This is a genomic window from Streptomyces niger, assembly GCF_000718305.1.
GTDB classification, from domain to species: Bacteria; Actinomycetota; Actinomycetes; order Streptomycetales; family Streptomycetaceae; genus Streptomyces; species Streptomyces niger.
On record NZ_JOFQ01000003.1, the window covers coordinates 74,321 to 97,630 of the forward strand.

Consider the following 23,310-nt stretch of genomic DNA (forward strand, 5'->3'; position numbering starts at 1 on the left):
GGCTCGTACCGTGGGGGCATGATCGTTCGTGATGATGCGGGCCGGCGCCCCGGCTATCCGGCAGCGGCGGCCGTGTTCGCCGTGGGCATGGCGGGCACCACGCTGCCCACCCCGCTCTACGGGCTGTACCGCCAGGAGCTCGGCTTCTCGGAGCTGATGGTGACGGTGGTGTTCGCCGTCTACGCGGTCGGCGTCATCGCCGTCCTGCTGCTCGCGGGCAACTACTCCGACCGGGTCGGCCGCCGCCCCGTCCTCTTCGCGGCGCTGGCCTTCTCCGCGCTCAGCGCCGTGTGCTTCCTGAGCGAGGGCGGCCTGCCGCTGCTCTTCGCCGGCCGGCTGCTCTCCGGCTTCTCCGCCGGCCTGTTCAGCGGCGCGGCCACCGCCGCGGTGCTCGAACTGGCCCCGGAGGAGAAGAAGTCGCGCGCCGGGTTCGCCGCCGCGGCCGCGAACATGGGCGGCCTCGGCTGCGGCCCGCTGCTCGCCGGAATCCTCGCCCAGTACGCGCCGTGGCCGCTCAGCCTGCCCTTCCTCGCCCACCTGGCGCTGCTCGTCGTGGCGTGCGTCCTGGTAGCGCTGCTGCCCGAGACCGTCGACCACCCCGAGCGGTGGCCGCGCCTCACCCCGCAGGGCGTGGTCGTACCGTCCGAGGCCCGCAGCGTCTTCGGGCCCTCGGCTTTTGCCGCCTTCGCCGGCTTCTCGCTGCTGGGGCTGTCCACGGCGGTGACCCCGGCCTTCGTGTCCGGGCCGCTGGGCGTGACCAATCTGGCGGTGTCGGGCGCGGTGGTCTTCTCGGTGTTTCTGGGCTCGACGGCGGGCCAGTCGCTGACCGAGAAACTGGGAGCACGCCGGGCTCTCCCGTACGGCTGCTTCGTCCTCGTGGCCGGCCTCGCGATGGTGGCCGGCTCGCTCGTCGCCGAGTTGCTGCCGCTGCTCGTCGCCGGCGCCGTGTGCGGCGGCCTCGGTCAGGGGCTCGCCTTCCGCGCGGCACTCACGTCCGTCGCGGCCGCCGCGCCCGCCGAACACCGCGGCGGCACCATCTCCACCTTCTTCGTCGTCGCCTACACCGGGATCTCCCTCCCGGTCGTCGGCGTCGGTGCCCTCACCGTCGCCCTCGGCCTCCGCGGCGCGGGCCTGACCTTCACGGCCTGCGTGGCCGTACTGGCCTCCTGTACCGGCGTTCACCTGCTGCGGAAACCGCTGCCCGAGCAGCGCGGCGGATGACGGAATCCGCCTGTCGGGTAGAGCCAGGGCGGGACGTGCTCTGCCGTTCGGCGGGAAACGACCTTACGGTGGTGCGCCGGAGCCCGTGACCGCGCGGACGATGCGCGGACGACGCGCGGACGACGCGCAGACGACGCGCGGACGATGCGCGGACGACGCGCAGACGCACCGATGAAGGAGCAGGTGTCATGCCGCTGGAACCCGTATCCCACGCATTCCTGGCTCAGTTGGCCGAGACCGACGGCCCGGCGATCCACGAGTCGACACCGGCCATCGCCCGGCTGAGCGGGCCGATCCTGGCCGGGCTGAGCGGGCCGGGACCGGCGGTCGGCGCCGTCCGGAACCTCCGGCTGGACGGCGAGGGAGGCCGGTTCCGGGTCCGCGTGCTCGCGCCCGAGGGCACATCGCGGGCGATCATCGTCTACTACCACGGCGGCGGCTGGGTCCTCGGCGACATCGACCTGCAGTACGACCACGTGGGCCGCCGGCTGGCCAACGCCACGCAGTCGACCGTGGTGCTCGTCAACTACCGCAAGGCCCCCGAACACCCCTTCCCGACCGCGATCCAGGACAGCTACACGGCCCTGGAATGGGTGGCCGAGCACGCCGCCGAGCTGGCGCCCGAAGGCGCCCCGCTGATCGTCGCCGGGGACAGCGCCGGCGGGAACATCGCCGCGGTGATGACACTGTGGGCGCGCGACAAGGCGGGGCCGGGGATCGACCACCAGATCCTGATCTACCCCGTGACCGACTGCGACACGAACACGGCGTCCTACCTCGCGCCCGAGAACCAGCTGCTGCTCGGCCGGGACACCATGCTGTGGTTCTGGGGGCACTACCTCGCGGACGAGGCGGCCCGCACCCACCCCGACGCCTCCCCACTCCGCGCCGCGAGCCACACGGGTCTGCCACCGGCGCTGGTGTACGTGGCCCAGTACGACCCCCTGCACGACGAAGGCGTCGCGTACGCCAAGGCGTTGGAGGACGCGGGAGTGCCGGTCACCCTTGCGGAGGCCGAGGGCCAGATGCACGCGTACTTCCAGATGGCGAACATCCTCCCCGGCCAGGAGGCAGGCCTGAACCTCGTCGCCGACCACATCAACCGCTGCGTCGCCGCGCGCGACACCTCGTACACCTCGTACACCTCGTGCGACAAGGGAAGCGTGAGCAGCCATGCCTGACCGCCTGTCCGGTACCACACAGGGCTTCGCTCCCGATCAGGACGCCGCTCCCCATCCGGGCACCGCTCCCGACCACGACGTCCTCATCATCGGCGCCGGCTTTGCGGGCCTCTACCAACTGCACCGGCTGCGCGAGCTCGGTCACGACGCCCGGATCATCGAGGCCGGCGACGACGTCGGCGGCACCTGGTACTGGAACCGCTACCCGGGCGCGCGCTGCGACATCGAATCGGTCGAGTACTCCTACTCCTTCGACCCGGAGCTCCAGGACGAGTGGGACTGGAGCGAGCGCTACGCCGCGCAGCCGGAGCTGCTGGCCTACGCGCAGCACGTGGCGGACCGGTACGGCCTCCGTGAGGACATCACCTTCGGCACCCGTGTCGAGCGGCTGGACTGGGACGACGAGGCGGGCCGCTGGACGGTGACGACGGACGACGGCGCGTCCCGGACCGCGCGGTACGTGATCGCGGCGACCGACTGCCTCTCGGTGCCCTCCCGGCCGCAGTTCGACGGGCTGACGGACTTCGCGGGCGAGGTGTACCGGACGTCGCGCTGGCCGCACGAAGGCGTCGACCTGGCGGGGAAACGGGTCGCCGTCATCGGCACCGGTTCGTCCGGACTGCAGACGATCACCGCGATCGCACCGGTCGTCGGGGAACTCACCGTCTTCCAGCGCACGCCGAGCTACGCCGTACCGGCCCACAACGGCCCCAACACGCAGCGGCTCGCCGACGCCAGGAAGCGTTACTCCGAGATCCGGGAGCACAGCCGGATGTCGCGCACCGGGTTCGGCTGCCCGGAAGGCACGCTCCTGCTGGCGGACACCCCGGCGGAAGAGGCCCGGCGCGAGTTCGACACCCGGTGGGCCGACGGCGGCCTGTGCTTCTCCAGCGCGTTCAAGGACATCCTCCGGGACGCGCGGGCGAACGAGATCGCCGCCGAGTACGTGCGCGATCGGATCCGTGCGAAGGTCGAGGACCCGCAGCTCGCGGAGAAGCTGACGCCGCGTACGTACCCGATAGCCAGCAAGCGGATGTGCGTCGACACCGGCTACTTCGAGGTCTACAACCAGCCCAACGTGTCACTGGTCGACCTCAACGAGCAGCCGATCCGCCGGATCACCGAGCACGGCATCGTCACGGGCGTCACGGGCGTCATGGGCGAGGCGGGCGAGGCGGATGACGAGCGCGAGCACGCGTGCGACGTGATCGTCCTCGCCACCGGATTCGACGCGATGACGGGTGCCCTGACCGCCATGGACATCCGCGGCACCGGCCCGACCCTGCGCGAGAAGTGGGCCCACGGTCCGCGTACCTACCTGGGCCTGATGTCGGCCGGCTTCCCGAACCTCTTCACCATCACCGGCCCGCAGAGCCCGTCGGTGCTGTCCAACATGATGACCTCCATCGAGTACCACGTCGACTGGATCACCCGCGCGCTGGAACACCTCCGCGCGCACGGGCTGCACCGCATGGAGGCGGCGCCCGAGGCCGAGGACAACTGGGTGAACACCACCAACGATCTCGCGGCCCGCACCCTGATGCCGCAGGCCGCATCGTGGTACATGGGCGCCAACATCCCCGGTAAACAACGCGTGTTCATGCCGTTCATCGGCGGCGTCGGCACGTACCGGCAGATCGGGGACGGGGTGGCGACGGCCCACTACCACGGCTTCGAGCTGGCCTGATCCGGCAGCTCCTGCAGCTGCTGCAGACCCGGCAGCTCCTGCGGCTGCTGCACAGCGGGCTGCTCCGGCCGTGTCAGTGCCCCGCCGTGAGCGTGTCGAGCAGCAGGCCGCACAGGTCGTCCGGTGCCACCTCGCCGAGCTCGTCGAAGGCACCGGACCGCCGGCCCAGCGCGATCCCGATGATCGCCGCGACCGTCATCTCGGCGCGCAGCCGGGGCCGGTCCCGCCCCTCCGCGACGAACCGTCGGTGCAGGGGCTTCACCAGCCGCTCGTGGAGCGCGGCGCGGGCGGCCCCCTCCGCCGCCGGCTCGGCCAGGTGCTGGACGGCGACCTGGAGGACGGGGACGAGCCCGCGGTGGTCGGCCCGCTTCAGGATGTACAGCAGCCGTTCCGGGTCGAGCAGGTCACCCGGGTCCGAATCGCCGTGTTCGGCCTCGACAGTGGCCAGGTACAGCTGCGTCTTGCCCCCGAAGTAGCGGGCGATGAGGGCCGGGTCCACGCCCGCGCGGCGGCCGATGTCCCGGGTGGTGGTGCGGTCGAAGCCGCGCTCGGCGAACAGCTCGCCCGCCGCCCGCAGCAGCGACTCGCGACTGCGCGCGGAGTCCCTGCGGCGTGCCTCCTGCGTCCCGCTCACCGCTGTGCCTCCGTGTCCTCCGCGCCCGCCGTTCCTTCGGGGCCGGGCCCCGTGGCGATCACCCTACGTGACCCGCCGCCCGCCACCGTCTCACCGGACTCGGACGCCCTGCGGGACGGCGTGGCGGGGCGCCGGGTGCGGACCAGCAGGTACCCGGTGAGGGCGGTGATCACCCAGACCGCGCAGCCGGCGAGCCCGGCGACCTGGTAGCCGTGTTCGGCGGGCAGCCCCTGGGCTCCGGGATGTGCCGCGAGGACGGCCGCGCTGAACGCGCTGCCCGCGGAGTACCCGATGTACTTCACGACCTGGTTGAAGCTCATGGCGCTGCTCGTCTCGTGCGCCGGTACCGCACCCACGATCAGCGCCGGCATCACGGACATCGTGACACCGGCGCCCAGGCCGATGAGCCCCATGGCGACGAACGCCTCCCAGAGACCGCCGCGGACACCGGTGAACAGCGCGGTGCCGCACAGGCAGATCAGGCAGCCCAGGGGCAGCAGCCGGCCGGGCGGGACGGTGCGGGACACCAGCCTGACGAGGCGGCCCGACACCATGCTGGCCACCGAGAACGGTGTCAGGATCAGGCCGGCTACCACGACCGAGGCGCCGAAACCGTAACCGGCCGACTCGGGTGTCTGGATGTACTGGGGCACCATCGACAGCATCACGTACATGCCCACACCGGAGAGCAGCGCGGTCAGGTCGGAGGCGAGCACCGACCGGTCCCGGACCAACCGCATGTCGACCAGGGGATGGGCGGTACGCAACTCGTGCACCACCCACCAGGCCAGCAGCAGCACCGAGGCCGCGACCAGGCCGAGCAGCCGGCCCGACGCCCAGCCCCAGCGACCGCCCACCGTGGTCGCGTAGAGCAGCCCGGCCAGCCCCGCGGCCAGCAGCACCGCGCCGAGGACGTCCAGCGGATTCTTGGGCCGCCGCGGCGACGGGGGAAGTACGAAGGCGAGGGCGGCCAGCGCGAGTGCCGCGGCGAGCGCCGCGAACCAGAAGCCGGCGTGCAGTCCCAGGTACTGGGCGAGTACGCCGGTGAGCGGGTAGCCCAGCCCCACGCCGGCGGCGGAGGTGAGGGAGAGGGTTGCCACCGCGTGCCGGGCGCGTTCGGGCGGCAGGGCGTCCCGCGCGGTGGCCATGGCCAGCGGGGTGAGCGCGATACCGATGCCCTGCAGCGCGCGCCCCACGACCAGGCCGGTGAAGCCGGACGGCAGGGCCGCCAGCAGACTGCCCACGAGGGTCAGCGCCAGCCCGCCGAGGATGACCCGGCGGCGCTGCGGCCCGTCGCCGAGCCGCCCCATCAGCGGCGTGACCACCGCGCCCACCAGCATCGTCACCGTCAGCGACCACTGAGCCACGTCCAGGGACACATGGTCGACCCGCGCGATCGTCGGGATCAGCGGCGCCCCCAGACTGCTGATGATCGCCACCAGCATCCCCACCGAGAGCAGCACCGGCACCAGCGCCCGCTCCCTCCGCGAGCGGGTCGTACCTGCGTCGTGCACAGCGGATTCCTCCTGTCGAGCCGGCCGTCCGGTCATGGCATGCCACGGCACGTCATGTCATGTCATGTCATCAAGCGATGTCATCATACGATGACAAGCCTGAGCCCAACCGAGCCGCTGACCGAACAACTGCGACCGCGGCCCCGGGCGACCGACCCCGTGCCGGTGCCGTGGGCCGTGTCCTGGGTCATGACCTGGGCTATGTCTTGGGCTATGTCCTGGGTCAGGCCGAAGGTGACCGGGTAGACGGTGGACCCGGCGGGGAGGCGGCGGCGCTGTTACAGCGCAAGGGGAGGCGCGCGGCCGGCGGTGAGGATGGCCCACATTGTCCACGGGTCGGAGATGCGGAACTCCATCCATTCGATCCACGCGATGCCCGTTACCCGTTGCCCGTTGCCCGATGCCCGTTGCCCCGTACGGAAAAGTGGCAATATGTGCGCGAGGCAGCGACTTCGAGTCATCGGAGTCATCGGAGTCATCGGAGTCATCGGAGTCATCGGAAGCGCAGCGCCTCGATCCGCAACGCTGTTGCGGTGACTGTTTCCGTCCACCACGAGTCCCACGGCGCCCGTGCCGCCGCCGAGTTCGGAGTCCCGGCAGTGCTTTTCGACGTCACCCGCAGCGAACTCGCCGACATCTTCGGCGAGGACCGGCTCGCGACCCTGCCCGCCACCGCCTTCCCGCTCTCCACCGCGGACACCAAGGGCGCCCGCCTCCTGCAGACCGTGGGCGTCCCCACCGGAACGCTCCTGCTGCGTGAGCCCGACGAGGACTCCGGTCGGTTGCCCCTCGTCCGGGATGTCGTCGACGTCGCGGACTTCGACGACGCCTCACAGGAAGCGGGCGCTTGGCCCGTCATCGGTTGGCTGCTCAACGCCCACCTCGCCCTCGACCCCGGTTCCGGCAAGGTGCACGCCTTTGACGCCGACGAGGAGACCGTGCAGGAGCTCCACGCGGACGTCTCCTCGCTCGTCCAGGTCACCCTCCGGTTCCAGCGCCTGCTCGACGAGTTCACCTTCAGCGGCGACGACGGCGATAACGGTGGCGACGGCGCTATCGGCGACGACGGCAACGAGGATGCCGACTTCGAACGCCTGGAGCGCGAGGTCGAGCGCATTCGGCAGGAGACGAGCAGCATCGACCCGCTTCCCTTCCAGGACGACGACACCGTCTGGTCGGTGGTCGGCGAGGAGATCGCCGCGGGCCAACGCTTCGAGGACGACAGCCCGGGAGCCCGCTCGCTCTACGGGTGACCATCGGCTGGTCCCACAACTTCGCGACGATCAGGCCCGGGTCATCGGTCGTGTGCACTCGCACGTCGCGGCTGTTCACAGCCACTCGTCCGCGATCTCGTCCGCCCGTGCCGACCGCCGCTGATGGAATCCCGCATGAACCCGCTGGCCAGCAACGTCGACCATTCGGACATCCGCTGCGCCATCGCCCGGAACGTCTCCGGGTCCGGCCCAAGCGAAGCGGACGTGACGACCGCCCTCGGGCAGCTCTCCCGGCGGGGCGCCAAGGCATGCGACCACGACGTCATGGCCCGCGCGATGCACAGCGACGCAACGGTTCAGTGTGACTGGAGGGCGTTCGATCGCCCGACCTCCATCTCGGGCTTCTCTCAACATATGGACCAAGGGTCCGCTTGTTTGCTCGGCGGAGTGCGCTGGCCGTGACCGACCCCGTGCGTGTCCTGGGCCACGCGGGATGACAGTGAGGAATGCTCCTCGGTGGGACTCGGCGGTACGAAGAGCGTCGTAGTTGAGCATCTCTTCGTCGAGTGACTCGTCGAGTGACTCGTCGAGCGGTCTCGCTAGTTCGATGGTTGCCGTACCGCGATGCGTGTCGTACCAAGGCTCCGGGTCGCTGTGTCCGGAGCCGAGCCCGCCCTCGTTCACGGAGCAGAAGGCATTGGTGGAGACGCCGTCGTTCTGTGGGGGCTTCGCGGCCGACGGCTGGTCCCTCACCCACTCCTGACTGTCCGCGTTGATGAGGAAGAAGCAACGCCGGGTCCGGGAGCGAAGGCACGACAGGCCAGAAGGATCTTCACCGATGTGCTCATTGACCCAAGTCTGGTCGTTGGCTGGCTTCGTTGATCTCCAGGAACAGCGTTTCCCGACGGGTTCTGAAGTCAGTTGATGATCACCGGCTTCGCGCGTGTCGACCGGGCATGACGACGGTGCCGTGAAACAGCAAAAAAGGGAAGACGGCGCCAACGCGCCGTTGGCAGGATGTCCGGGCTCAACACTCGATGGGAAAGGACTCAACGACCGTGGCTCGTGCCATCACTCTGATCCGCTCCGCTTCCCTGTCCGACGTCGCCGAGTACGCTTATGCAGCTACGGCGCCTGCCGAGTCCCGCCTGATCTTCCTTGCCGGGGCGTGTCCACTGAACGACGACGGCTCGACAGCAGCGATCGGGGACTACGCAGGTCAGGCGCTGAAGGCCGTCGAGAACATGCAGGCTGCTCTCACTGCCGCCGGCGCGTCCCTTCAGGACGTCATCAGTACGAGGGTTCTCGTGGCATCGGCCCGTCGGGAGGATTTGGTGGCTGCTTGGGAGGTAGTCCGGGACTCGTTCGCTGACCATGATGTTCCCAGCACTTTGATGGGTGTCACTGTGCTGGGTTATAAGGACCAGCTCGTCGAGATCGAGGCCGTCGCCGCTGTACTCGATTCGTGATGCCCGCTGACACACTGCGGCGGCCGAGCGCGGCCTGGACGCTGCCACCCTCCTTCATCAGCAGGGTGGTGCCGAAGCCGCCATAACCGCCACAAACGTGATCTCCGTCGATCTATCTCCGTGGAACTCGGGAGACTACGAGCCCGATGCGTACAGGGTCTTCTTCACAGTGGAACCGCACCTCGTCCAACAGTTCACTGAGAACGTGCTGATGCGCATGCAAGACGGCACGCAAGACGGCATGCGTGCCGTCACGCCGAGGCGGGCTGCGATCTGCATCGAGACAATCCGCATCTGTCCGGTGGTCCCGGCCCCCAGCGCGGACTGGCGGAAGCAACTGCGCTCGGCCAACGGCCCTAACTGGCGTTAACAAAAGCGGTTTCACCAAGGTCCACCTCGCGGCGGATGGGCGCGGTCTGCCCCTGGCTGTCGTGGTCACGCCGGGCAATGTCAACGACTCCACCGTGTTCGACACTGCTGCGCCTTCACTGGGCGCGCCGTCGCGTGCTTGTTCATCACGCGGCCCTCACGCAGCCAGGGGGTCTCGCACTGGCCTGCCCATCCGAGGCAGGGCCAGCAACGGGTCGATCGCCGCCCACGATTCATCGGTCGGTTCATGGGCGTCGCACCACGAACAGGCCAGCGTCGCCAGCACTTTGCGGGCCCGGCTCAGGACCAACTGCGCCGCTTCGCGTCGAGACCGTTCTGTGTGATGAGGCAGCCGACGAGGTCATGCGCCGATGCCGTGGGCGAGCAGGCTTTCGGCGGTGTCCGCGATCGTGTCCTCGATCGGACGCGCCTTCCAGCCGAGGAGCTTCTCCGCCTTCGCACCGGTCGCGTCGAGGTCGCGGCCCAGCTGGTGCTTGAGCAGGCGCAGTTCGGGGTTGACGGTGGCCAGGGCCCGGGTGAGCCAGACGGGCAGTTCGCGGGTCGGGGCCTTGGCGGCGCGTTCGCCCAGGCGGTCGTGCAGGATGCGGGCGATGTCGACGACGCGCAGGCTGTGGCCCGCGACGGCGAGGAAGCGTTCGTCGGCGGCCGCGGGGTCGGTCATGGCGCGCACGTGCAGGTCGGCGACGTCGCGGACGTCGACGTAGCCCATGCCGAAGGGCGGGCAGGCGGGGACGCGTCCCTCCAGCATCCTGCGGACCAGGCGCAGGGAGGGCGGGTCGTCGGGGCCGAGGAGGGGGCCGAAGACGCCCACGGGGTGTACGGCGGTCAGTTCCATACCGCCGCCTTCCTCTTGGATGAACTGCCAGGCGGCACGCTCGGCGAGGGTCTTGGAACGCTGGTAGGGCGGGATATCGGCGTCGATGTCGGTCCAGTCCTCCTCGGTGAACGGGGTGGAGCGTGGGGGGTGTCCGATGCCGACGGCGCCGAAGGCGCTGGTCAGCACGGTACGGCGGACGCCTGCGTCACGGGCGGCGCGCAGGACGCGCAGGACCCCTTCGCGGGCCGGGACGACCAGGTCGTCGTCGCTTGCGGGGGTGTGACGCAGGGTGGGTGAAGCGACGTGGAGGACGTGCTCACAGTCGGCTACGGCGGCGTCCCAGCCGTCGGAGTGCTGGAGGTCGGCGCGTACGACGGTGAGCCGGTCGTCGTCGAAGACGGCGGCCTCGTGCAGCCGGGAGCGCAAGGCCGGTTCGCGCTGTGGGTCGCGGACGGTGGTGCGGACGGTGTGGCCGGCGTCGAGCAGGGCGAGGATGCACCAGCTTCCGATGAATCCGGTTCCTCCGGTGACCAGTACGGGTGTCATGGGTGTCTCCTCAGCTGGTGGCGTGGGTGGGAAGGGGGTGGGTGGGGGTGTCGCGGGCAGTGGTCGGGTGGATGCCCTTGCGCGGGTCGAACACGAGGAACGCGCCGACGGCCAGGAGGATGCCGTAGACCACCCAGCCGGTGTTCATGACAGCGCCATGCCGGGGATGCGCCGGCGGATGGCCTCCAGCTCGGCTTCGTCGGAGACGCCCTGCCAGTCGTGGCGCGGGGTGTACGGGGCTTCCAGGGTGCGCACCTCGTCGTCGGTGAGGTCGATGTCGAGGGAGGCCACGGCCTGGTCGATCTGGCGGATGGAGCCGGCGCCGACCAGGGGCGCGGTGACCACCGGCTGGCGGCGCAGCCAGGCGAGCGCGATCTGGGCGCGGCTCGCGCCGTGCGCGTCGGCCACCTGGCCGACCGCGTCGGTGATCGCCTTGTTGGAGGCTTCCTGTGCGGGTGCGTAGAGCAGATCGGCGTAGGCCGCGTCGGTTTCGGAGCGTTGGGTGGTGCGGGCGTCGTCCCAGGCCCGGGCCAGGCGGCCGCGGGCCAGGGGGGACCAGATGAGGGTGCCGACGCCTTCGTCCAGGCACAGCGGGATCATCTCCCGTTCCTCTTCGCGGGCGAGGAGGTTGTAGTGGTTCTGCATCGACACGAACCGCGCCCAGCCGTGCTGCTTCTGCAGGTGGAGGGCCTTGGCGAACTCCCAGGCGTGCATGGAGGAGGCGCCGAGGTAGCGGACCTTGCCGGCCTGCACCAGGTCGCTGAGGGCCTGGAGGGTCTCCTCCCAGGGGGTGGAGTGGTCGTTGCGGTGGATCTGGTAGAGGTCGATGTAGTCCGTGCCGAGGCGGCGCAGGGAGTGGTCGACCTCCGTCATGATCGCCTTGCGTGACAGTCCGCGTCCGTTCGGGCCCGGGCGCATCGGGTGACGTAGTTTCGTGGCGATGACCACGGCGTCGCGGTCGGCGTAGTCCTTCAGTGCGCGGCCGAGAATTTCCTCGCTGGAGCCGTTGGAGTACAGGTTGGCGGTGTCGAAGAAGTTGATGCCCGCCTCCAGGGCGTGCTTGATGAGCGGGCGGGCCTCCTCCTCGCCCTTCGACCAGACGGGGTGCCCGCGGTCGGGCTCGCCGTAGGTCATGGCGCCGATGGCGATCGGTGACACGTCCAGGCCGGTGGTGCCGAGCTTGATGTAGTGCATGGTGCCCCTCTAAAGTAAGTGGAGAACTCTCCGAATAACGTAGTGGAGAGTTCTCCACTTAGCAAGGGGAGATCTCGTGGTCCGATCCGACGCCCGTGAGAACAGGGCACGCATCCTCGCTGCCGCCCGCGAGGCGCTGGGCGAGGACGGCGGCACGTCGATGAACCAGATCGCCCAGCGCGCCGGTGTCGGGCCGGGCACGCTGTACCGCAACTTCCCCACCCGCGAGGCGCTGGTCCTGGCCGTCTACCAGGACGAGGTCACCCGCATCACCGGCACCGTGCCCGACCTGCTCGCCGAGTTGCCGCCCCTGGAGGCGCTGCGCGCCTGGACGCTCGATCTGGTCGAGGCCATGCGCAGGAAGCACGGCCTGGGCGAGGCCCTCAGCCCCAGCGCGCACCAGGCGATGAGCGAACAGAGCTACGGCCCGGTCATCACCGCCATCACCGAGCTCCTCGACGCCGGCAAGGAGGACGGGAGCATCCGCGCGGACGCGGACCCCGGTGACTTCCTCCAGCTCACCGGTGCGCTCTGGCGTGCCGCCGCCGTCCCCGAGGACCGCGCTCCGCGCATGCTCGCGCTCATCCTCGACGGGCTGCGCGCACAGCCGCAGCGCTGAGGACCGGCCGGAGATCATCGGAGATCAGTCGAGGACCGGCCGGAGACCGGGTGACGACCGCGTGCTGACGGTGGCGCGCGGTCGTGTCCGGCGAAGGTGCTCAGCGGGCCTGTGCGAGGAGTTCCCGCGACAGGTCCCACAGGCGCCCGGCGTTGTCCGGGGCGACGGCGTAGCGGGCGACGCCGTGCAAGGTGCCGGTGCGGCGGTCGACGACGTCGCTCTCGTTGCAGTCGACGAAGTAGCGGCCACCCACGCCGTCGAGGAGCGGTGAGGCGGCGAGCAGGACGGAGGTCGCCGCTCCCTGCTCGACCGTCTTGATCAGATGGTCGGGGACCAGCCCACTGCCGCGCCCGGAAGTGTGCCTCTGCAGGTTCGTGTGGATGGCTCCGGGCATGCACGCGTTGACGGTGATGTTGTCCGCGGCCCAGCGGCGGGTCGCTTCGACGGCAAAGAGGACGTTCGCGGTCTTGGACTGGCCGTAGGCGAGCCACGGATCGTAAGGGCGGAAGGCGAAGTTCACGTCGTCCCACACGATCGGGGAGCGCTGGTGACCGGAGGAACTCACCGCGACCACACGCGCGTTGCCGTCGGCGGCCAGCGCCCGGTGCAGGCCGGTGGCGAGAGCGAAGTGCCCCAGGTGGTTGGTGGCGAACTGCCACTCCCAGCCCTGCTCGGTGTACCGCTCGGGGCAGGCCATGACGCCCGCGTTGTTCACCAGGACGTGCAGCGGGCCGCGCCAGGCGGCGGTGAAGGCGGTGACGGACGCGGGGTCGGACAGGTCCAGGTGCGCCACGTGCACCTCGTGACGTCCGGTGGAGGCGGTGATGTCCTTGGCGACGCGTTCTCCGGAGGCGACGTCCCGCACGGCGAGGGTGACCTCCGCGCCCGTGGCAGCCAGGGCCCGGGCCGTCTCGGCGCCGAGCCCCGACGAGGCACCGGTGACCACCGCACGACGGCCGGTGAGGTCGACGCCCTGCGTCACCTCGTCCGTCGTGCTGGAGAAACCGAAGGGGGTGGTGAGGGGGCTCATGGACAAACTCCTTGATGTGCTGTGTTTTCGGAGCAGGCCATGCCTTCGAGCCGGCCGTGTCTTCAAGCCGGCGCGACGACTCAGCGTGTTCAGGGGTGTTCAGGGGGCCAGCGGGTCAGGGGATGAGCATCCGGTCCTGTTCCACGGGGGGTGTGCCGTCGCGCCAGGGCAGGACCTTCCCGAACCGCACCAGTTCGCCGTACAGGGCGGGGTCCACGGGCTCGGCGAAGACCAGGTCGAGCACGGCTTCGGCGGCCCGGGCGGGTGTCTGGGCCCGGCTGTGGTCACTGAACCAGGGCCGCGAAGTGTCAGTGTCGACCATGCCCGGGCACACGGCCGCGATCAGGGTGCCGTCGGCGAGGTCGCGTGCACGGCGCTCGGCGGCGACGGCGCGGACGGCGGCGACCTGAGCCACCTTGGACGGCACGTTCAGCCACAGGGGCCAGCCCGCCTCCTGCGCCGTCTTGCTGTGGACGGCGCTGCGCCAGGACTCCACGGCGTACTCGACCTGGTCGAGGCTCGCACCGTCGAAGAGGTGGTGCAGCCGGGTATCGAGATGGCCGAGCGTGCCCAGGCTGCTGGCCACGACCAGGAGCCGGCCGCCCGGGCGCAGGACTGGGCCGAAGGCGCGCAGGACCGCGTGGGTGGCGGTGTTGGAGACGTCGATGAACTCATCGGCCCGCTCGGCCTGGGACTCCTCGGGCAGAAGGCGGGCGACCGCGTTGGACACGACGACGTCGACCCCGCCGTGACGCGCCTGGAGCTCCCCGGCGAGACGGGCGATGGCATCGGTGTCGGTGACGTCCAGAACGTGGCCCTCGACGCGGGCACGAGTGCCGGGCAACCGGCCGACCTCGTGGGCGGCTTCCCCCACCCGCTGTCGGTTGCGGCCGGTGAGCAGGACGAGATCGTCCTCGTTCATGCGGGCCGCCAGTCCCTCGGCCAGGGCGCGGCCCAGCCCCTGGTTGGCGCCGGTGACAAGAGCGATGCGAGAAGCGGTCATGCCTGCCACGTTAAGAACGCCGCGCACCATGCGTCCAACGAGAGTTCGGAACATCTGGTATGCGTGATCGTCATGATCGAGGACGTCTCCCTCACCGCGCTGCGCGTCTTTCGCGCCGTCGCCGAGCACCGGACCTTCACCGCGGCCGCCACCTCACTGGGTTACACCCAGTCCGCCGTGTCCCGGCAGGTGGCAGCGATCGAACGGGCCGCGGGCACGCAACTGCTGCAGCGCCGACGCGAAGGAGTGCGGCTGACCGCGGCCGGCCGCACCGTCCTGCGCCACGCGACGGTCGTGCTCGACGAGATCGAGGCGACCGCCAGGGAACTGTCCGGCCTGCCCGCGGCGGCCGGTACCGTCCGATTGGGATGGATCCCCAGCGCAGGAGCCGTCCTCCTCCCCCGGGCCCTCACCGAGCTCAGCCACACCGACCCCGGCCTGCGGGTCGTCAGCCGCGAGGGCACCACCCCCGTCCTGGTACGCGCCCTGCGCGCCGGCAGCCTGGACCTGGTCCTGCTCGGCTCGGCGCCCCCCTTCCGCCCGCCGGACACCGAGACGCCCCCGCTCGTGGTGGAGACACTCACCGAACGCGCCCTGCGCCTGGCGGTACCCGCCACCCATCCGCTCGCCCGCGGCGACTTCGTCGACGTGGCCGACCTCCGGGGACAGCGCTGGATCGCGGGCCCTTCCTCCGGCGAGGACCGTTTGATGGGTGTATGGCCGGGTCTGGACGAGCGACCCGACATCGCACACACCGCCCGGGACTGGTTCGCCAAACTCCACCTCGTCGCCGCCGGTTCGGGGCTGACCACCGTGCCCGCCGCCCTGGCCCCGGCCGCACCCGAAGGCGTCCGCATCCTCCCCGTACGCGGCGGCCCTCAGGAACAACGGCGACTGCTCCTGGCCAGCCTCGGCCGCCGTCCCACGCAGTCCGTCAACCGCGTAGCGGCTGCCCTCCGCGCCGCCGCCCTCGCTGTCACCTGACAGGTGCCCCGAACCCGCCGTCACCGCTCACGGAGGCGGCAACTCCTGGGCGGCGACAGCCTTCCCCTGCCGTGGCCACACAGCGCAGAGCGGGCCGGCTACTGGGCCGGACCCTTCCGCCGGGGCGACGAACGCGCCACGGCAGATGCAAGGGGAACGCCGCTCCGGCGTCGCCTCGGGTCGGTCGCCTGGGAGTTCTCTCCTCCGGAATTCCGGGCGGCGACGGCGTCGATCGGCACGGACGACCGTCTCGTGCCCTTGTGTCGTCCACGGCTCGGCGTCACCCGAGGGGGAAGGACGTGGCCGTGAGGCGTTCGGACAGTTCCCACAGCCGGGCCGCCAGGTCCGTGTCCTGGGCGGCGGTGCTGCGGGCGACCAGCGTGGGCCGGCCGCGCTGCCCGCCCCGACCGTCAGGGCCGACGTAGCTCGCCCCGGGCAGGTCACGGATGGCCGCGAACAGGGTCGGTTGAGCCCCGTCGGCCCCGCTCTGCATGACGAAGCGGCCGGCGATCGCCGCGACCGCCTTCATGACCGGGCCGAGATGCCGGTTCAGGCCGGTCGTCGCCGCCCCGGGGTGTGCGGCCAGGGCCCGCACCGTGGAGCCCGCCGCGGTCAGTCTGCTCTGCAGTTCCAGGGTGAACAGCAGGTTGGCGAGCTTGGACTGGCCGTAGGCGGCCGAGGAGCGGTAGCTCCGACGCTCCCAGTTGGGATCGCTCAGGTCCAGGGAGGCGCCCTTGTGGGCGTTGGAGGCGATGGTGATCACCCGGTCGGTGATCCTCGGCAGCAGCAGGTTGTTGAGGGCGAAGTGACCGAGGTGGTTGGTGCCGAAGTGGGTCTCGAAGCCGTCCGCGGTCCGGCGCAGCGGCACGTTCGCCACGCCCGCGTTGTTGATCAGGATGTCGCAGGGGTGGTCGACGGAGGCCGCGAAGGCGTGAACGGATGCGAGGTCGGCGAGGTCGAGCGGCCGCAGTTCGATCGTATCGGGCAGTTGCGATGCGAGCGCCCGGGCGCGTTCGACGTCCCGCACGGCCATGATCACGTGAGCTCCGGCCCGAGCGAGGGCGCGGGTCGTTTCGAGGCCTATGCCGCTGTTGGCGCCGGTGATGATCACCGTGCGCCCGTCCTGCGGTGGCAGTCGACCGGCCGTCCAAGGTGCCGTGGAGAGGGAGTTGGTCATAGCCTCAATGTATTCATTGGATACATTGTAGTCAATGAATACATTGGACTATGGTGACCCCATGACCGCGGTACGGCCTTACCATCACGGCAACCTGCGCAGCACCCTGCTGCGAGAGGCGGAGAACGTCCTCGGCGAACGTGGCGTCGAGGGCCTGTCCCTGCGCGAACTGGCACGGACAGCGGGAGTGAGCAACAGCGCGCCCCGCCGCCACTTCGCCGACAAGACGGCACTGCTGGACGCGCTCGCCGAAGAGGGGTACGAGCGGCTGGGGCGCAGACTCGACGCGGCCCTGAAGACCGCCGAGGGCGACGTCACCGCTCGACTCGTGGTCTTCGCCCGCACCTACGTCGAGTTCGCCGTCGAACACCGCGCGTTGCTGCCCCTGATGCACCGCCCGAAGAGCGAGGCGCGCGATGATGCCCTTTCGGCTGCCAACGACCGGGCTTTCGCCGCACCGTTGCGACTGCTGCACGAGGCCCGCGACCGCGGTGACATCGCCCCGGACACCAGCGGCCGGGTCGACATGACCCTCCTGGCGCTCCTCCAGGGCCTGACCGTGCTCGTCGCCACGGGCATGAACGGCGACCTCCCGCTCGACACGCTCGTCACCGGCTGCATCGAAACGCTGATGGCGGGTCTGCGGCCATGCTGAGCCGTCCTCGAACTGACCCCAACAAAGCCTTTGGACGTGTCAGTTGGGCGTGTCGGTGCGTGATCAGGCAGACGGCGAGGCCGAGGAATGCCTCGTGGATGTCGTCGCGTCTCTCCCAGCGGATGCGCAGGCGTCGGAAGCCGTGCAGCCAGGAGATCGTCCGCTCGACCACCTGGCGGAAGGTACCCAGGCCGGTGCCGTGGGGTCGGTCCCGTTCGGCGATCACCGGCCGGATCCCGCGCTGCCGAAGGGGTCGGCGGTACTTGTCGTGGTCGTAGCCGCGGTCCGCGAAGAGCGTGTCCGGCCGCCTGTGCGGCCGGCCGACCACTCCCGTGACCGCTGGAATCTTCTCCAACAGAGGCAGGCAGTTGCGTGACGCGTTGCGGTTTCCGCCGGTCAGCGACACCGCGAGCGGGATGCCTTGGCCGTCGGTGAGGATGTGGTGCTTGCTGCCCGGGCGTGCGCGGTCGACCGGGCTGGGGCCGCCTTTGGGCCCCGTCGAGCCGCTCTGACGTGGGAGGAGTCGATCACCGCCCGGGACCAGTCCAGCTGGTTCTTGGACCGCGGCTTGTTCAGCAGCAGCTGGTGCAGCTGGTCCCATACACCGGCCTCGTTTCAGGCCGCCAGGCGGCGCCAACACGTCATGCCCGAGCCGAACCCGAGTTCCTGCGGCAGGTACTCCCACTGAATGCCGGTGTGCAGCACGAACAGGATCCCGCACAGGGCCTGCCGGTCCGGCGCCCGCGGCCGCCCTTCCACCTGCTTCGGCGGCGGCTCGGGCGACAACGGCTCGATGAGCGACCACAGTTCGTCCGATGGGAGTGCAGGCTCTACCCAGTGCTGATGGTGCGGCAAGCGCCCATGCCGTACAACGAAACCATGGGGATCATTCCCCTGGCCGGGATGTGGGCGCTCGGGTACACGCGAGAGTCAGATGTCTTGATCACTTACAAGGGTGTGCTGGCGTCATTGAGGTGGACGGCCCGCATCACCAGAGGTCGCGCCAGGCATCCAACGACCACAGTCGGACCAACCTGCTCTGGAGGAGGGCGGCCGGACTCCTCGCGCGGTTCGTCATGGTGTCTCGTCGTCGGGCCGGCCGACACTGTCATGCCGCGGGGGGCATGCCTGCACCCGAGGGGATGGCCCGTACTCGCAGAAAGTGGAGAAGTTTCGTCGGTGTGCTCCCCGCTCGCAGGGATTGCTTTGGGGCGTCCGCCTACGCCCGAGTCAGGGGGCGGCTCATGAGGTCAGGTGCTCGCTCAGCTCCGGCGATTGTTGGTGATCGCGGTCAGGTCAGCGCCCTGAGCCGTCGCTGAGCGTGTTGACTCGGCTGCACGCTGGAGCGGAACGTCGCAGCCTGGACTGGCGTGTGACGGGGGTCTCGATGCGCTGGTTGCGGAATGTTCCCCGGCGGTGCCCGGTTGTACGAGGGGTGTCGTAGTTCAGTGGCGAGTCGGCCGGGTTGGTCGAAGTGTCGGGTGGTCTGTTTCATTCGATACTCGCCGTACTACGATGGATGTCGTACCAAGGCTTCGGGTCGCTGTGTCCGGAGCCGAGCCCGCCCTCGTTCACGTACAGGGAGCCCGTTGTGAGCGCACTGTTCGAGCCGATCACTCTCCGGCAGCTGACCATTCCGAACCGTCTGTGGATGGCTCCGATGTGCCAGTACTCGGCGGCGCCGGAGGGCCCCGAGCAGGGGGCGCCCAACGACTGGCACTTCCAGCATCTGGCTGCGCGTGCCGTCGGCGGCACGGGCCTGATCATCACCGAGGCCGCCGCCGTCAGCCCCGAGGGGCGGATCAGCCCGTATGACCTGGGGCTGTGGAACGACACCCAGGTCGCGGCCTTCCGTCGCATCACCGACTTCATCAAGGCGCAGGGTTCGGTCGCCGGCATCCAGATAGCTCACGCCGGTCGTAAGGCATCGACCGAGCGGACCTGGGTGGATCGGGGTGCGCCGATTGCTCCTGGTGAGGGGTATGGGTGGCGGCCGGTGGCGCCGAGTGCGGTGGCGTTCGACGGGAAGTCGACCGAGCCGGCGGAGCTGTCGGTGGCGGAGATCAAGGAGATCGTGGAGCAGTTCGCGGCGACCGCGCGGCGCGCGCTGGACGCCGGGTTCCAGGTCGCCGAGATTCACGGTGCGCACGGCTACTTGATCAACGAGTTCCTGTCGCCGTTCACCAACCGGCGCACCGATGAGTACGGCGGCTCGTACGAGAACCGGGTGCGGTTCGCGCTGGAGGTCGTGGACGCGGTGCGTGCCGTGTGGCCCGAGGATCTGCCGCTCTTCTTCCGCATCTCGGCCACCGACTGGCTCACCGAGAACCCGGAGGACGGGCGCGAGGGCTGGACCGCCGACGAGACCGTCCGCTTCGCTGCTGAGCTGAAGGCGCATGGTGTGGATCTGCTGGACACCTCCACGGGTGGTAACGCGCCGGACGCGAAGATCGAGGCTGTGCCGAACTACCAGGTGCCCTTCGCCGCGCGGGTGAAGAAGGAGACCGGGCTGCCGGTGGGCGCTGTCGGCCTGATCACCGAGGCGCAGCAGGCCGAGAAGATCGTCGCCGATGGGGAGGCGGATGCGGTGCTGCTCGGCCGTGAGCTGCTGCGCAGCCCGTACTTCGCTCAGCAGGCCGCCCGCGAGCTGGGCGCCGACCCGCACGTCGCGCAGCAGTACCACCGCGCCTGATGCAGTACCACGGCGCTTGATCCAGCACGACCGCACGCGCCTGGATCCGCTGCATCGCCCGGCCCGTGCCGCACTCGTAGGAGTACGGCACGGGCCGGCCGCATATCCGGTGTCGGACGGCCGACGACTCGGTGACGGGCGGCCGACGACTCGGTACCGGGTAGGTGGTTGCTCGCGGGACCTGGCCCCCGCACCTGGCTCGTCGAGCGGCGTGTTCTGGAGCACGTCGGCGATCGTCCAGGTGGCGTGCGGTGACGTGTAGACGCAACTGCAACGGTGCAATGTGCTGCCGAGTCGGCATTCGACGGGAGCCCCCGAGGGGCCCTGTCGGCGTCTACGTGTCCTGTTCCGGGCGCTGATCGGATGCGCGGAAAATGGCCTCCCCCGGGCGCGGCTGTCGTTCGTAGGATGCGCCGTGCCAGGCGCACGGCGGCCTGCTCTTCGCGGTGCGGCGCACGGTTCACCGGAGGGACGTGACGACATGCAGCGGACGGCAAGCGCCGGGGCGGCGGTGTTATTGGCGGTCGCCCTGCTCACGGGGTGTCAGCCGACGGAGGGGCAGGACAGGGCCGTGGGGTGTGCGAAGTTCGCACTCGCGGTGTCCGACGCCATCGGCGACTTGCAGCACGCCGTACTGGAGTCCGCGCTCGACCAGCGGGCGGACGCAGCTGTTGATGCCCTGGACAAGGCCGTCGCCGAGCTGACGGAGCGGTCGGCCGGCGCGGAGGTCCAGGAGGCGGCCTCCGCGGTCCGCGAGGCGTCGGGGCAGGTACGCGTGGCGCTGGCCCAGGGGCGTGAACCGGACCTGGCGCCGCTGCAGAACGCGGGTGTGCGTCTGGTCAAGGCGTGCCCCAGGGGACGGGCCTAGTGCCGTGCCCCAGGGGGCGGGCTTAGTGCCGTGCCCCAGGGGGTGGGTCTGGTCCGCGTCCGGCCGCTCCCCGGATGTGCCCGGGCTCCCGGCCGGCGGGTGAGCCGCCGGCCGGACATCAGGACGTGCCGCTCACCGGCTGCCGGCCTCCGGCCTCGTGGGTTCCGCGGGCGTGGTCGTGGCCGTGGCCGCGGTCGCCGTCGCGGCCGTGGTGGTGAGGACGAGGTCGATGTCGACCGGGCGGTCGTCGCCGTGGTGCACGGCTGCCGAAGCGCGCGGGGAGTGGCCGGAGACCATGGCGGCCAGTACGTACGCGCCGCCGTCCGGGACGGCGACCGAGTAGCGGCCGTCGTGGTCGGTGAGGGCGGTGCCGGCCCGGCGCCCGTGCCGGTCGATCAGCGCCACCCGGGCGCGGGGGACGGGGGCGCCGGCCGGGTCCAGGACGCGACCGCGGAACCCGGCGCCGGACGCCCGAGGCGCCGCCACCGGCCGGGCCTCCGGGGCCGGGGCCGAGGCCGGGACCGGCTGGGATGCGGGGACCGCCGTGCCGGACGACCGCCGGGGCGCGGGGATCGCCACACCGGAGGACTGCAGCGGGGCTGCCACGGTTGAGCCGGAGGACTGCAGCGGGGCTGTTACTACCGTTCCGGACGACTGCAGCGGGGCTGCTTCTGCCGTTTCGGACGACTGCAGCGGGGTTGCCACTGCCGTTCCGGACGGTTGCCGGGGCCCCGGGACCGGTGCCCCGGACACCTGCCGGCTGAGGTCGTCCTCGCTGCTGGCCAGCAGTTGCGGGGTGGAGACCTGGCGGCTGCGCGGCAGGAAGATCGCGAGCAGCAGACCGAGGGCGACCGCCGCGGTGGCGATGAGGAACGAGACGCGGAAGCCGTGCATCGTGGGGACCGCCGCACCGCCCACGTGGTGCGCGGTGTCGGCGAGGACCATGCCGATGACGGCGCTCGACACCGACGTACCGATCGAACGCATCAGGGTGTTGAGGCCGTTGGCCGCGCCCGTCTCGGACGGGTCGACGGCACCGTTGATCAGCGCCGGAAGGGAGGAGTACGCGAGGCCGATGCCGGCGCCGACGATGACCGAGATGATGACGGTCTGCCAGGCGGCGTTCATCAGGCCGAGGCCCGCGCCGTAGCCGATCGCGATGATCAGCATGCCGAGCATGAGGGTGAGCTTCGGGCCGTACCGCGCCGACAGCCGGGCGTAGACGGGCGCGGTGAACATCATCGTCAGGCCCAGCGGCGCCACGCACAGCCCCGCGACCACCATGGACCGGCCCAGGCCGTAGCCGGTGGCGGTCGGCAGCTGGAGGAGTTGCGGCAGGACCAGCGAGATCGCGTAGAAGGCCACCCCGACCATGATCGAGGCGAGGTTGGTGAGCAGTACCTCACGGCGCACGGTGGTACGCAGGTCGACCAGCGGAGCCTTCATGCGCAGCTCCATCAGGCCCCACAGGACGAGCACGACGAGCGCGGCACCGAAGAGGCCGAGCGTCGTACCGGAACTCCAGCCCCAGTCGCTGCCCTTGGTGATCGGCAGCAGGAACAGGACCAGGCCGAGGGAGAGCCCGAGGGCGCCCGCGACGTCGAAGCGGCCTTCGGCTCGTACGCCGCTCTCCGGTACGACCGTCAGCGTCAGCAGGATCGACAGGACGCCCAGGCCGGCGGCGGCGAAGAACAGGGCGTGCCAGTCCGCGTGCTGGGCGATCAGGGCGGCTGCCGGCAGCGCGAGTCCGCCGCCGACGCCTATGGAGGAGCTCATCAGGGCCAGGGCCGAACCGAGCCGCTCACGGGGCAGTTCGTCCCGCATCAGGCCGATGCCGAGCGGGATGGCGCCCATGGCGAAGCCCTGCAGGGCACGGCCGACGATCATCACGACGAGGTCGCTGGTGAAGCCGCAGACCAGCGATCCCACGACCATCACCGCGAGGCTGATGACCAGCATGCGGCGCTTGCCGTACAGGTCGCCGAGCCGCCCCATGATCGGAGTCGCGACGGCGCCGGCGAGCAGGGTGGACGTCATCACCCAGGTGGCGTTGGACGGCGCGGTGTCCAGGAGGGTGGGCAGGTCCTTGATGACCGGTACGAGCAGCGTTTGCATCACGGCGACCGCGATGCCGGCGAAGGCGAGGACGAGGACGACTCCGCCCGTGCGTCGTTGAGCCATCGTCTGGGGCATTACCTGGGACCTCCGGGAACAGGGAGCGGGCGGGCGGTGGCGTACGCGCGCCGGTGGACCCGCGGACGGGCCCACCGGTGGGCGTGTGTCGTACGTGCAGGACGAACTCGTGCGCACGCACGGGTATTCCGAAGAGCATCGTACGAACGGAAGTGTTTAACCTTCCATTACGTCGGTCACATCGACCGCCCCGGTTACGCTCGTTCAGGTCCGTCGGTCGCC

Annotated in this window: 20 protein-coding genes and 2 pseudogenes; 12 read left to right on the top strand and 10 right to left on the bottom strand. The window is 70.4% G+C overall.

Annotation, left to right across the window (positions count from 1 at the left end; translation table 11 throughout):
* Positions 1-18: 18 nt before the first annotated feature.
* The 3 genes from IF20_RS06950 (at position 19) to IF20_RS06960 (ending at position 4,089) form a co-directional block, all read left to right on the top strand.
* Positions 19-1,221 carry an MFS transporter gene (locus IF20_RS06950; protein WP_052864127.1) on the top strand — a complete coding sequence of 401 codons (1,203 nt, stop codon included), beginning with the start codon at positions 19-21 and terminating at the stop codon, positions 1,219-1,221.
* A gap of 188 nt (positions 1,222-1,409) precedes the next feature.
* Positions 1,410-2,402, top strand: coding sequence for an alpha/beta hydrolase (locus tag IF20_RS06955; protein ID WP_052864128.1), 993 nt, complete (start codon positions 1,410-1,412; stop codon positions 2,400-2,402).
* Positions 2,395-4,089: a flavin-containing monooxygenase gene (locus IF20_RS06960; RefSeq protein WP_110943906.1), complete on the top strand. Its 1,695-nt coding sequence runs from the start codon at positions 2,395-2,397 to the stop codon at positions 4,087-4,089. Before IF20_RS06955 ends, IF20_RS06960 begins: the two co-directional genes overlap by 8 nt.
* A 73-nt stretch (positions 4,090-4,162) precedes the next feature.
* Here IF20_RS06960 and IF20_RS06965 read toward each other — a convergent pair whose 3' ends face one another.
* On the bottom strand, positions 4,163-4,723 hold the full coding sequence (locus IF20_RS06965; protein WP_052864129.1) for a TetR/AcrR family transcriptional regulator: 561 nt from the start codon (positions 4,721-4,723) through the stop codon (positions 4,163-4,165).
* A complete protein-coding gene (locus IF20_RS06970; protein WP_234426545.1) occupies positions 4,720-6,237 on the bottom strand; it encodes an MFS transporter in 1,518 nt (505 codons plus the stop codon). Before IF20_RS06970 ends, IF20_RS06965 begins: the two co-directional genes overlap by 4 nt.
* A 599-nt stretch (positions 6,238-6,836) precedes the next feature.
* Between IF20_RS06970 and IF20_RS06975 the strand changes: the two genes are divergently transcribed.
* The 4 genes and pseudogenes from IF20_RS06975 to IF20_RS37465 form a co-directional block, all read left to right on the top strand.
* Positions 6,837-7,490, top strand: coding sequence for an SUKH-4 family immunity protein (locus tag IF20_RS06975; protein ID WP_052864130.1), 654 nt, complete (start codon positions 6,837-6,839; stop codon positions 7,488-7,490).
* 135 nt (positions 7,491-7,625) lie between these two features.
* A complete protein-coding gene (locus IF20_RS06980) occupies positions 7,626-7,913 on the top strand; it encodes a hypothetical protein (RefSeq protein ID WP_052864131.1) in 288 nt (95 codons plus the stop codon).
* Positions 7,914-8,509: 596 nt separating this feature from the next.
* Positions 8,510-8,920, top strand: coding sequence for a RidA family protein (locus tag IF20_RS06985; RefSeq protein ID WP_052864132.1), 411 nt, complete (start codon positions 8,510-8,512; stop codon positions 8,918-8,920).
* 383 nt (positions 8,921-9,303) lie between these two features.
* A pseudogene (locus tag IF20_RS37465) lies at positions 9,304-9,420 on the top strand (transposase); the annotation flags it as partial.
* A 230-nt stretch (positions 9,421-9,650) separates the two neighbouring features.
* Here IF20_RS37465 and IF20_RS06995 read toward each other — a convergent pair.
* From IF20_RS06995 to IF20_RS07000, 3 genes are read right to left on the bottom strand one after another with little or no spacing between them, the layout of a single operon-like run.
* Entirely contained in the window at positions 9,651-10,673 is a 1,023-nt protein-coding gene (locus IF20_RS06995) for an SDR family oxidoreductase (RefSeq protein WP_052864134.1), read from the bottom strand.
* 10 nt (positions 10,674-10,683) lie between these two features.
* Positions 10,684-10,821, bottom strand: coding sequence for a hypothetical protein (locus IF20_RS39850; RefSeq protein WP_234426546.1), 138 nt, complete (start codon positions 10,819-10,821; stop codon positions 10,684-10,686).
* The gene (locus IF20_RS07000; RefSeq protein WP_052864135.1) at positions 10,818-11,867 is read right to left on the bottom strand and encodes an aldo/keto reductase; all 1,050 of its coding nucleotides are present in this window, start codon (positions 11,865-11,867) and stop codon (positions 10,818-10,820) included. Before IF20_RS07000 ends, IF20_RS39850 begins: the two co-directional genes overlap by 4 nt.
* A 76-nt stretch (positions 11,868-11,943) precedes the next feature.
* On the opposite strand from IF20_RS07000, the gene IF20_RS07005 reads away from it, so the two are divergent.
* Positions 11,944-12,486, top strand: a complete 543-nt coding sequence (locus IF20_RS07005; protein ID WP_052864136.1) for a TetR/AcrR family transcriptional regulator — start codon at positions 11,944-11,946, stop codon at positions 12,484-12,486.
* A gap of 100 nt (positions 12,487-12,586) precedes the next feature.
* Here the strand turns inward: IF20_RS07005 and IF20_RS07010 are convergent, their stop codons facing one another.
* A complete protein-coding gene (locus tag IF20_RS07010) occupies positions 12,587-13,516 on the bottom strand; it encodes an SDR family NAD(P)-dependent oxidoreductase (RefSeq protein ID WP_052864137.1) in 930 nt (309 codons plus the stop codon).
* A gap of 115 nt (positions 13,517-13,631) precedes the next feature.
* Positions 13,632-14,519 carry an SDR family NAD(P)-dependent oxidoreductase gene (locus tag IF20_RS07015; RefSeq protein ID WP_052864138.1) on the bottom strand — a complete coding sequence of 296 codons (888 nt, stop codon included), beginning with the start codon at positions 14,517-14,519 and terminating at the stop codon, positions 13,632-13,634.
* Positions 14,520-14,591: 72 nt separating this feature from the next.
* Here IF20_RS07015 and IF20_RS07020 point away from each other — a divergent pair, with 72 nt between their 5' ends.
* Complete coding sequence (locus IF20_RS07020; RefSeq protein ID WP_052864441.1) at positions 14,592-15,503, top strand: LysR family transcriptional regulator; 912 nt, start codon at positions 14,592-14,594, stop codon at positions 15,501-15,503.
* Positions 15,504-15,783: 280 nt separating this feature from the next.
* Here the strand turns inward: IF20_RS07020 and IF20_RS07025 are convergent, their stop codons facing one another.
* Positions 15,784-16,680: an oxidoreductase gene (locus IF20_RS07025; protein ID WP_052864139.1), complete on the bottom strand. Its 897-nt coding sequence runs from the start codon at positions 16,678-16,680 to the stop codon at positions 15,784-15,786.
* A 61-nt stretch (positions 16,681-16,741) separates the two neighbouring features.
* Between IF20_RS07025 and IF20_RS07030 the strand changes: the two genes are divergently transcribed.
* The gene (locus IF20_RS07030; RefSeq protein WP_052864140.1) at positions 16,742-17,335 is read left to right on the top strand and encodes a TetR/AcrR family transcriptional regulator; all 594 of its coding nucleotides are present in this window, start codon (positions 16,742-16,744) and stop codon (positions 17,333-17,335) included.
* 61 nt (positions 17,336-17,396) lie between these two features.
* On the opposite strand, the pseudogene IF20_RS37475 reads toward IF20_RS07030, so the two are convergent.
* Positions 17,397-18,190 (bottom strand): annotated as a pseudogene (locus IF20_RS37475) (IS5 family transposase); the annotation flags it as partial.
* Positions 18,191-18,926: 736 nt separating this feature from the next.
* Between IF20_RS37475 and IF20_RS07040 the strand changes: the two are divergent.
* Both IF20_RS07040 and IF20_RS07045 read left to right on the top strand, forming a co-directional pair.
* Positions 18,927-20,027 carry an NADH:flavin oxidoreductase/NADH oxidase gene (locus IF20_RS07040; protein WP_052864141.1) on the top strand — a complete coding sequence of 367 codons (1,101 nt, stop codon included), beginning with the start codon at positions 18,927-18,929 and terminating at the stop codon, positions 20,025-20,027.
* A 571-nt stretch (positions 20,028-20,598) separates the two neighbouring features.
* The gene (locus tag IF20_RS07045) at positions 20,599-20,895 is read left to right on the top strand and encodes a hypothetical protein (RefSeq protein ID WP_234426547.1); all 297 of its coding nucleotides are present in this window, start codon (positions 20,599-20,601) and stop codon (positions 20,893-20,895) included.
* Positions 20,896-21,027: 132 nt separating this feature from the next.
* Here the strand turns inward: IF20_RS07045 and IF20_RS07050 are convergent, their stop codons facing one another.
* Positions 21,028-23,076 (bottom strand): MFS transporter, encoded by a 2,049-nt coding sequence (locus IF20_RS07050; protein ID WP_234426548.1) that lies wholly within the window; start codon positions 23,074-23,076, stop codon positions 21,028-21,030.
* Positions 23,077-23,310: the final 234 nt, after the last annotated feature.